This window comes from Streptomyces sporangiiformans (genome assembly GCF_005768555.2).
Taxonomy (GTDB): domain Bacteria; phylum Actinomycetota; class Actinomycetes; order Streptomycetales; family Streptomycetaceae; genus Streptomyces; species Streptomyces sporangiiformans.
In genome coordinates this window covers 1-10427 of the sequence record NZ_VCHX02000100.1, presented here as the reverse complement: position 1 = coordinate 10427, position 10427 = coordinate 1, and the positions used below count along the sequence as shown (strand labels likewise).

Below are 10427 nucleotides of genomic sequence, written 5' to 3'. Positions count from 1 at the left end.
TGAACCGGCCGGCCCCGGCCCCTGAACACTGCCACGGTGCCGTCAGTCGCGGTAGACGCCGACTTCGCTGAGTGAGTAACCCCAGGAGGTGCCGCGCTCCAGCCCCTGGATCCGTACATAGCGGGCCTGGACGCCGGTGAACCGCGCCGTGTCCAGGCCGCCGTCACCGGCGGTGGTGGACCACACGGACCGCCAGTTCGTGCCGTCGGTGGAGACCTCGATGCGGTACGCCTTCCCGTAGGCGCGCTCCCAGTTGAGGGTGACGCGCGAGACCTGGCTCGCGGAACCGAGGTCGAGCTTGAGCCACTGGGCGTCGCTCCAGTCGCTCGCCCACCGCGTGTCCGACTGGCCGTCCACGGCCCTGCCGGGGGCGTAGCTCGTGAACGGGTTCGACTCCGACGAACTGGCCGAAGCAGACGAGTTCGCGGCGAGGTTGACGCCGGCCTCGTGCTTCTCGGACGCTCCCCAGGTGTCGAGATAGGACTCGGCGCCCCGGAAGAGGTCGTCCACGACGTCCTGGCCGCCCACGAGACGGATGTCCTCGATCCAGTCCGGGACGAGGCCGTAGTGCGAGGCGCCGTCGGTGTTGAGGTCCCAGGTGCGCTTGCCGGTGGTCTGCTTGTCGAGGACGGAGCCGCCGTCGACGCTGCGGAAGGGGTACTTCACGGGGTTCGACGTGTCCGCGCCGCGCGGGGCCGGCCATCCGGCGATGCCGTTCATGTCCGTGCCGAAGCCGTAGCCGACGCCGTACTTGTCGCGCAGCGCGTTCGTCCGCTTCGCCTCCGCGCTGAACTCCTCGGAGGTGGGCTTCCCGCCGAGGTGCCCGGAGCCGCTCATGATCTGGGCGACGAAGCCGCCGAGGTTGTAGACCCGCTCGGTCCAGTTCAGGTCCATCCAGCTGTGCGAGGAGAGCACACCGGGGTAGGACTCGGACTCGAAGATGTCGAGCACGCGGCCGGTGGCCTTGACGCTCATATGGTCGATCTCGAGCATCATGTTGCGTTTCATCATGCCGCGCACCGCGTACTCGCCGAGATCGGTGAGACCTCGGGTGTTGCACTGCGCGTCAGCGGCGTACGACGGGACCTTCACCCCGTCCGGGAGGTCCTTCTCGGCCTCGGGCGCCGACGCCCCGCCGATGGGGTTGTCGGCTTGCGGTCCCGTGCACTTCTCCGTCTTCCAGAAGGTGCCGGTCGACAGGAACTGCCCGACGTTGATCGCGGTACCGAGGCCGCCCTCGTCGAAACGGACCCCGCACAGCGCGTTGTCCATCTTGTGGCACAGGAACATGCTGCGCACACCCAGCTCGTGCAGCTCGTCCAGACCGCGGTCGATGTCCGCCTTGCTGCACTGCGCGACGTCCAGGACCTGCTTGCAGCCGAACGGTTCGGAGGTCTCCACCCCCAGAACGACGGCCAGCTTGCCCTGCTTGATGACCTCGCGGGCCTGCGCGCTGTCCTTGACGATCCTGAACCAGCCCTTGCCCGGGCCGCCATACATCTCGTCGATGTAGTCCTGCATGTCGTACGTCAGCTTCGCCTGCAGGCGGATGGAGGTCATCTCGTCGCAGCTGCGGTCCTTGAAGAAGTAGACCGAGCAGATCACGCCGTTGGTGACGAGGTCGTTCACGAGCACGCGCTGACCGCCGCGCCAGGCCCGTTCGACCCAGGCGTAGTAGTTCTGCTGGTGCGTCATCGAGTCGTACGCGGGCCAGTCCTTGAACGTCGGCCAGCCGTCCGGGTCGTGCTTGCCGTCGCCGCCCCTGGTGATGTAGTCGAAGACGGCGAGTGAGCCGTCGGGGTAGTGCTCGGGGCAGTCCTTGAGCGCGTCGGCTATCCCCTGCTCGGAGAACGGCTTTCCGCAGATGAGCCGGCCGCCGAAGGCCTCGTTGGCCATCAGGTGGTTGTGCGCGTCGACGAACCCGCGTACTTCTCCCCGGGAGTTGGTCCCCTTGAACGGCTCGCCGGTGACATTGATCTCGGAGTCAGGCGCGGGGCGGGCGGTAGGGGCCCACCAGTCGGTACCGGCCGCGGAACTCGGCGTCGGCCCGAGTGCCATGGCCATCACGATGAGGAGCAGCGACAGAACCGTGAGCGGTTTGCGCCTGTGGGGCGGGCGTCGAGTCATGGTCATCACTCACGTCCTCGGTCGGCGGACGGCGGACAGCGCGGTCGGTCAGCCAGATCGCCCAGGGCATGAACACCCCATGCATGATTGTCATGACCGCGCAAACGATGCCCCCGAGGATCGAGGCTGACGTGACCGGAGTCAATAGTCCGGGACAGATGACCTGATCGCTTGTCCTGGTGGGTACTTGGATGGCTGGTTGAGTGTGCCTCCGGAAGGAGCCTCGTGATTGCTTCGGTGTGACCAGACGTCATCTCTGGACCGGCTTCGCTCAAGAAGAGCGACGAAGAGCTCGTAGTGCCCGTAGTGCCCGTAGCACCCGTCGGTCAGCGGAGCGGATGCAAGGGAGCCAGTTCGGCGGGGCCCTGGCCGGTCACGATCGCCTCGGCGAGGAGTTTGCCGCTCAGCGGGCCCAGGGCGATTCCCCACATCCCATGGCCGCCGCAGACATGGACGCGCGGTGAGCGCGTCGGGCCGACGAGGGGCAGTCCGTCCGCGGTGCAGGGACGTGGGCCTGCCCATGTGTCGGTGCGGCGGCTCCAGTCGGCGCCGGGCAGCATGGGGCGTGCCGCGTCGATGACGGCCTGCACGCGGCGCGGGTCCGCGGGCCGGCCCGGGGCGGTGAACTCCATCATTCCTGCGACGCGTACCCTCCCCGCAGCCTTCGACTTCGCTCGACCAGGGGGGAGGACTCCCGGGCTCAGGGGTGTGCAGACCACGCGCTGGGCCGCGAAGTACGTGGGCCGGGTGGGCAGGCCGTCGGCAGGCAGGGTGAAGCTGTAGCCCCGGCCGGACTGGACGGGGGCGCGCACACCGAAGGGTGCCGCCAGCCGGTTCAGCCACGCTCCGTTGGCGAGAACGGCGACATCGGCACGCAGCTCCGTGCCGTCGGAGCCGAGTACGGCGACTTCGCTGCCGTGGTCCCGTATCCGGGTGACGTCCAGACCGTCGACGATCTTGCCGCCCCGCTCGCGCACCGCGCCGGCGAGTGCCTCGACGTAGGCTCCCGGGTTCAGGAAGCGCTGGCCGTGCAGCCGTACGGCGGCGCCGGTCCGCTCCGACAGGGCCGGTTCCAGGGCCCGGGCCTCGGCGCCGCTCAACAGGTCGTAGTCGACGCGCTGCCCGGCCGCGCGTACCGCGTTCAGTTCGTCCACGAACGGTACGCGGGCCGCCTCCGTGGTGAAGGCGATGAGGCTCGGGTCGCTCGGACGGGTCGGCTCGGCGACGCCGCCTCGGGCCAGTTCGTCGTAGGCGTCGAGCGCTTTCCGGTTCAGCGGAGCGAGGGCGCTCATCGCCACCCGCCAACGCCGGCTTGTGCAGTTGCGGCTGAAGGACACCAGGAACCGGGCCAGGCGTGCGTCGGCCCGGGGCGGGATGTAGAGCGGTGAGGCAGGTGAGAGCAACGTGCGCAGCCCCAGCCGCAGGGCGCCCGGTTCGGGCAGCGGCACGGCGAGGGCGGGGGAGAGCCAGCCGGCGTTCCCCCAGGACGCGCCGGCCGCGACGTGCCGGCGGTCGACGACGGTGACCTCGACGCCCGCTTCCTGGAGGAACCAGGCGGTTGCCAGTCCGGCCATGCCGGCGCCGACCAGGATGGCGCTGCGGGGCGGGCGCCGTACGTCGCCGCGGTGGTGCGTGGTCATGACCGGCTCCTTTTCTCGGACGTCGTCAGGGCTGGGCCCGACAGGACCGCCGGTGGCCTGCGCTCCCCGGTCCGTGTCGCCTGTTCGAAGGCGTGCCCGGCCCTGAGGACCGCCAGGTCCTGCCGGTGCGGGCCGATGACCTGAAGGCCGACGGGCAGCCCCTGCGGGGTGAAGCCGGCCGGTACGGACAGCGCGGGGCAGCCGGTGGCGGAGATCAGGTAGGCGGAGCGCATCCAGTCCAGGTAGGTCTCCATCGGCGTGCCGTCGACGGCCGCGGGGTGCGCAAGCCGGATGTCGAACGGGACGACCTGGCTGACCGGCAGCAGCAGGAGGTCGTACGCCTCGAAGAACTCCCGGACCCGGTGGTACAGATCGGCACGCAGCAGCTGCGCGCGTCCGAGATCCGGACCGGTGAGCCGCCGCCCCTCCTCGATGTTCCACACCACGTCGGCGGCCATCTGGTCGCGGTGCCGGTCCAGTACGGCTCCGTAAGCCAGCTCCATCTGCCAGGCGCGCTCGGTGAGGAACACCTCGTCGGCCCCGGACAGATCCGGGCAGGCATCCTCGACCACACAGCCCAGGTCGGTGAAGACGTCGAGTGCCGGTGCGAGCGCCGCCGTGACCTCCGCGTCGACGGGCACGGCGCCCCCCAGATCCGGCGACCAGGCGACCCGCAGACCACGTACATCGCTGTCCAGCGGCCACGCGAAGACCGAACCGGGCGTCTCCAGTGCGAGCGGACTGCGCCCGTCGGGACCGGCCAGCACGGACAGGGTCAGCGCGACGTCCTCCACGGTGCGGGCCATGGGTCCCTTCACCGAGATCTGTCCCCACGGCGCCCTGTCGGGCCAGGACGGAACACGGCCGGGCGAGGGGCGCAGGCCGACGACATTGTTGAAGGAGGCGGGATTGCGCAACGACCCGCCGGTGTCACTGCCGTCGGCGATCGGCTGCATACCGCAGGCGAGCGCCGCTCCCGCGCCGCCGCTGCTCCCGCCCGCGCTGCGGGAGAGGTCGTACGGGTTACGGGTGGGCCCGAACACCTTGTTGACGGTGTGTGAACCCATGCCGAGTTCGGGCACGTTGGTCTTTCCGATGGTGATGGCTCCGGCGTTCCTCAGACGCTCGACGACCAGGTGGTCCCGGTCGGGAACACGGTCGGCGAAGATCGGCGAACCGTATGTCGTACGGATGCCCGCCGTGTCATGGAGGTCCTTGTGCGCTACGGGAAGCCCGTGCAGCGGGCCGACCTCCGCGCACCCCACCAGCCGTGCGTCGGCCTTGGCGGCTTCCTCCAGCGCTTGGTCGGCGACCAGAGTGACGATGGCGTTCACCGCGGGATTGACGCGTTCGATCTGTTCGAGGTGGGCGGTGACGACTTCGCGGGCGGACACCTCGCGTCGCCGGATCGCGGCGGCGAGTTCGGCGGCGCTGCGGAAGCAGAGTTCGTCCGGGTCATCTACGGGATTCACTACGGTGTTTCACGCCTCTCAGAAATGATGGAACGTCAGAACGTTTCCCTGAGCTGTACGACGGCCAGCACGCCGAAGAGGACGAAGGCCCCGGACAGCAGCACATTCGACGTGATCTTGTTCCGGTGCAGCGGTTCGATGCCCTTGCGGTTGAGCAGCACCAGGAGCGTCCCGGACAGCACAGGAAGGATCAGCGACCCGACGGCGGCGTAGGTCAGTACCAGGGCCACCGGCTGCCCCAGGAACGTGACGGCCAGCGCCGCCACCGCGCAATAGGCGAGGAAGGCGCGGAAGGGCCGGCTGTTCTGTGCCATATGGGGTCCGGCGTCGGTCTCCGGAATGCCGCGCAGGGTTCGCAGGGAGTCCGCCAGCAGGTAACAGAGGGCGTTGAACCCGCCGACGAGGGCGCTCAGTGTCACGAAGAAGAAGGTCGCCAGGAACAGGACGCGGGCCGCCGACCCGAGGTCCGCGCCGAGCGGGTCGGCGAGTGCGGCCAGGCCGTCGTTGCCGCTGATGGTGTCGCCGGTGCCGTACAGCAGGCCCGTCCCCACGACGGTGGTGCAGAGCACGAAGAGAAAGGTGACGGCGTAGCTCACCGCCGAGTCCGCGCGCATGACGGGCAGCCAACTTTGGTGCTGCCAGCCCCTCTCCCGCACCCAGTAGCTGTACGAGGCGATCCCGGCAGTGCCGCCCACACCTCCGATGAGGGCGAGCACCGTCACCACCGATCCGTCCGGCAGCCTCGGCCGCATCGTGGAGATGAGCCCCGGCAGATCGTCCGTGGTGGCGAGCATGGCCACCGCCAGCACGACCATGCCGAGGAACTTGACCAGGATGAACGCGCTCATCACCCGCTCGAAGAGCGCGTACCGCCCGACGTACACGATCGCCGCGGACACCAACGCGATCGCGACGGCCAGCGGACGCAACGGGAGCGCCGGGAACAGTGTGGCCAGCGCCAGGGAGGCGACGGAGCTGAGCGCCGCTCCGTAGAGCAGCCCGATGACGAGGACGAACACGAAGAAGGCGGCGGGCAGCCAGCGTCCGACCGACCTGAGGCTCGCGATCACCGTCTGACCGGTCGCCAGGTACAGCCGTCCCACCGCCTCGGTGAGCGAGAACTTCAGCACGACGCCGATGAGGATCGCCCACAGCAGTGCCATGCCGTATCCGGCGGCGCCCGCCAGGGACGTCACCATGTCCCCGGCGCCCACGCTCGCGGCCGCCAGGACCAGGCCGGGGCCGAGGAGAGCCAGCCGCCCGCGCCGAGTGGCGGGGGCGTGCGCGGGTTCGGCCGCTTGCTGCCGGAGCTGGGTTCCTTGCGTCGCGGTCACGTCGATCATCTCCGTACGTCGTGAAGCGGGAGTCATCGGTTCGTGCGGCTCGTACGGTCCGTCACCGGCAGGCTCGGGCACGATGACGGAAGGGAACAAGAATCTCGGCCGAGATGACGGAATCGGCCATATGCTTGGTGCGATGGACGCACGGCAGCCCGGCCCCGTGGCCGATTCGCTGGATCGGCGCATCATCAGCGCCCTGCAGATCGACGGCCGGGCCTCATGGCACCGCATCGCGACGGCGCTCGGCGAGGCCGAACGCACCGTCGTCCGCCGGGGAACCCGGCTGCTCGACTCCGGGCTCGTGCGCATCGGGGCCATGGCGCTGCACGGCCGCAGCACGGTGGTCGGTGTGCGTTGCGCGCCGGGGCAGGCGAGGGTGGCCGCGAGCGCGCTCGCCCGACGGTCCGACTGTGTCTTCACCCATGTGCTGACCGGGTCCCCGGACTGCGTCGCGGAGTTGCTCTGCCCCCGGGAGCAGTTGCCGAGCCTGGTGATGGACGAACTGCCCGGGCTGCCGGGCATGGTGGAAACGTTCACCCTGCCGGTGCTGCGTCACATCCGCACGATCCGCGAGTGGCACTCCGGTCTGCTCACCGATGACGAGATCGCCGCGCTGGCGCGTCTCCGCCCCTCCGATCACTCCGCGTCGCCGTCGCCGCCGTCTTCCGGGGACGTGCCGTCGTCGTCCGCCGAGGATGTGCTGCCGCCGGCTGACATGGCGCACGGCATCTCCCGCCCGGACCGGCTGTTGCTGAACGCGCTGGCCGAGGACGGGCGGTGCACCTACGAGGAACTGGGTCGCGTCGCCGGGGTTTCGGAGGCCACCGCGCGGCGGCGGCTGGGTGCGCTGCGGCGGGAGGGCAGGGTGCGCATCCGCGCCGTGATCGAGCCGGCACTGCTCGGGCTGCCGGTGGAGGCGATGCTCTGGGTGCGTGCCGCTCCGGCCAAGGCCGAGGCGGTGGCGGCGGCGCTGGCGGACTCCGTCCATGTCCGATACGCCAGCTTCGTCACCGGGGAGCGTCAGATCCTGGTCCTGGCGGCGTTGCCCAGCGAGTCGGCCCTGTACGACTTCGTCACCCGGGGTCCCTGGCTGCGGGACGTGGCGTCCGTGGACACCTCGCTCGTCATCGGTTCGCTGAAACGCGGGGGCATGCTCGCGCGTCGGGCGCGGGACTGAGGCGAGGGAGCGCCCCGCTCTCCCACGTCGGTGTCGCCGGCCAGGAGTTTCCCCTTTTCCCGATCGCAAAACGCGGAGGCTATTGTGGCGAGGCGAATCGAACGTGAGCAAGGTGGCGGAGGCTGGCTGTGTCGGACGAGGGGCGACTCGTCGCCGGGCGATACCGGCTGGCCGAGCAGATCGGCCGTGGGGGCATGGGCACCGTGTGGCGTGCCGAGGACGAGGTCCTGGGCCGCCAGGTCGCGGTCAAGCGACTGCACGCACAGGCGCACCTGGCCGACGAGGAGCTCGCGACTCTGTACGAGCGCACGCGGCGTGAGGCGCGCAGCGCCGCCCGTATCGCGCATCGCAACGTCGTCGTGGTGCACGACGTCGTGGACGACGACGGGCTGCCCTGCATCGTCATGGAGTACATCCCCACGGGCACGCTCGGTGAGCTGCTGAGGGGTGGCCGGACCGTCCCGCCCGAGGAGGCGGCCCGCATCGGTCTGGGGATGATCGCCGCCCTGCGTGCCGCCCACGAGGCCGGAGTGCTGCACCGCGACGTCAAGCCCGGCAACGTACTCCTCGCCGCCGACGGCCGCGTGGTCCTCACCGACTTCGGCATCGCGATGACCGTCGGGGCCTCGACGCTGACCAAGACCGGCGAGATGGTCGGATCGATCGACTACATAGCGCCGGAGCGGATGCGGGGCCGCAAGCCCGGACCGGCCTCGGACCTGTGGGCGCTGGGGGCGACGCTCTACCAGGCGGTGGAGGGGCGGCCCCCGTTCCGCAAGGGCACGGCGATGGAGACGGCGTACGCCATCGCCGTCGACCCACTGGAACCGATGAAACAGGCCGGACCGCTGGAGCCTCTCATCGAGGCGTTGCTGGTCAAGGACCCCGACGAGCGGCCGTCTGCCGAGCAGACGGAAAACGCCCTGCGGGCCACGCGGTCGGGTGTGACGGACACGACGACCGTGGTCCCGCTGACCTCTTCGGCCTCGCGCGCGTACGCGGCCGGGCGTGACGAGGGCGCAAGCCCGGTGACCGGCTCGGCGACAGACGCGACGACAGGCCCGGGGACGGGCTCGGCAGGCGGGGGGCGCACGGCGCCCCCACCGCCCACGGGGTCCGGCCGCGGCCGCGACCGGACCCGGGGCTCCAAGCGCCGCGTGCCCCTCTGGGGCCTGGTGACGGTGCCGGTGCTGGTGGCGGCGGTCGTCGCGGGCGGGCTGTACGCGACCCGGGGCGACGGCGGGGAGAAGGGCGGCAGCGCCGACAACGCCACGCGCGAGCCCGCTACCCCCACCGCACCGACTTCCGCGCCCCCGCCGGTGCCCGAGGGGTTCCACCTGGTCAAAGTAAAGGACCTGGGTATCTCCTTCCCCGTTCCGGACGGCTGGACGGCCGCTCGGAAGACGACCGAGGAGGTCAGCTACAAGGACGAGACGGGCCTGGCCGAGATCACCATCGGCGTCGTGGACCCCGCCGGCTCGCACCCCTTGACGCACTTCGAGAGCATCGAGGCGAACACCAAGGTCAACTACCCGACCTACCGGAAGCTGCGCATGCAGAAGACCTCCTTCCGGGGGCAGCCCGCGGCGGTGTGGGAGTTCACCTTCCAGGGGCGGGCGCGGGTGTTCCGCGCCATCGACCTCGGCTTCGGCCGGGAGGGCGGCAAGGAGTACGACATCTACCTCTCCGCGCCGGATCTGGAGTGGGCCACCTACCGCCCCGTCTTCGACAAAGTCAGGGACGGCTTCATCACCACCGGCTGACAGGACCGGCGGGACCTGAACGGAGCCACGGGACGGAAACCGGCGCGGCTGACGGACCTGTACTTCAAGGACAGCGGTAAGCAGCAGCTCGTGGGCTCACGTTCCACGACCCTGAAGCCGGGCAGCTGCCAGATCTACAGCACCGGTGTCGCCCACAGGGGAACCGAGGCCCCCATCCTCGTCAAGTCGCAGACCTCCAGCACCTGGTACCTCTGGGGTGACACCTACACCCCCGACGGCGTCTTCTACGCCTGGCAGACCACTGACCTCGCCTCCGGCAGCTGGACCCCGGCCGACCAGCGCATCTACACCCAGCCGGTGAACTCCAAGCACGCCACCATCCAGCCGATCCAGGGTGCCCAGTACGACAGCCTCGTCGCGCACTACGGAAAGCCGGCCTGGAACCGGCTGAAGTCCTACAACTTCCCGGCCCGGTACATCCGGCATGCCAACTCCATCGGCCGCATCGACCCGTACCCGTTCGACCCGTTCACCGACTCCGAGTGGAAGATGGTGCGGGCCTGGCCGACCCGTCCGCCGGCTCCTTCCAGTCTGTCAACTACCCGGACCGCTATCTGCGGCACTACAACTTCCAGCTGGAACTGGACCCCAACGACGGCACCACGGCGTTCAAGCAGGACGCCACCTTCTACAAGACCGCCGGGCCGGCCGACTCCACCTGGCCGTCCTTCCGCTCGTACAACTTCCCCGACCGCTACATCAGGCACGCGAACTGCGTACTGCGCATCGATCCCATCACCACCGCGACCGACCGCTCCGACGCCACCTTCTCGGTCGGCTACTGAGGCTCGACTCGGCCAGGGACTGATGCCGAGGCCAACTCGCCGTCGCGGGCGAGGAGTTGAGGGAGAAGCATGAAGGGCCCCGGGCTGCGCCGTGCCGCAGCC

General features: G+C 69.9%; 6 protein-coding genes and 1 pseudogene. 3 read left to right on the top strand and 4 right to left on the bottom strand.

Annotated elements, in window-relative coordinates; translation table 11 throughout:
• Positions 1-42: 42 nt before the first annotated feature.
• The 4 genes from FGD71_RS11490 to FGD71_RS11475 form a co-directional block, all read right to left on the bottom strand.
• Positions 43-2133 carry a galactose-binding domain-containing protein gene (locus tag FGD71_RS11490; RefSeq protein WP_240436531.1) on the bottom strand — a complete coding sequence of 697 codons (2091 nt, stop codon included), beginning with the start codon at positions 2131-2133 and terminating at the stop codon, positions 43-45.
• A 320-nt stretch (positions 2134-2453) separates the two neighbouring features.
• Entirely contained in the window at positions 2454-3767 is a 1314-nt protein-coding gene (locus tag FGD71_RS11485) for an NAD(P)/FAD-dependent oxidoreductase (RefSeq protein ID WP_119100305.1), read from the bottom strand.
• Entirely contained in the window at positions 3764-5239 is a 1476-nt protein-coding gene (locus FGD71_RS11480) for an amidase (protein ID WP_119100304.1), read from the bottom strand. The genes FGD71_RS11485 and FGD71_RS11480 overlap by 4 nt, the downstream gene beginning before the upstream one ends.
• 35 nt (positions 5240-5274) lie before the next feature.
• Entirely contained in the window at positions 5275-6582 is a 1308-nt protein-coding gene (locus FGD71_RS11475; RefSeq protein ID WP_119100303.1) for an Nramp family divalent metal transporter, read from the bottom strand.
• 133 nt (positions 6583-6715) lie between these two features.
• Here FGD71_RS11475 and FGD71_RS11470 point away from each other — a divergent pair, with 133 nt between their 5' ends.
• From FGD71_RS11470 to FGD71_RS11460, 3 genes and pseudogenes are all read left to right on the top strand, one after another.
• Positions 6716-7756, top strand: a complete 1041-nt coding sequence (locus tag FGD71_RS11470; RefSeq protein ID WP_119100302.1) for an Lrp/AsnC family transcriptional regulator — start codon at positions 6716-6718, stop codon at positions 7754-7756.
• A 128-nt stretch (positions 7757-7884) separates the two neighbouring features.
• Positions 7885-9519: a serine/threonine-protein kinase gene (locus FGD71_RS11465; RefSeq protein ID WP_119100301.1), complete on the top strand. Its 1635-nt coding sequence runs from the start codon at positions 7885-7887 to the stop codon at positions 9517-9519.
• A 57-nt stretch (positions 9520-9576) separates the two neighbouring features.
• Positions 9577-10325, top strand: a pseudogene (locus FGD71_RS11460) (AbfB domain-containing protein); the annotation flags it as partial.
• Positions 10326-10427: the final 102 nt, after the last annotated feature.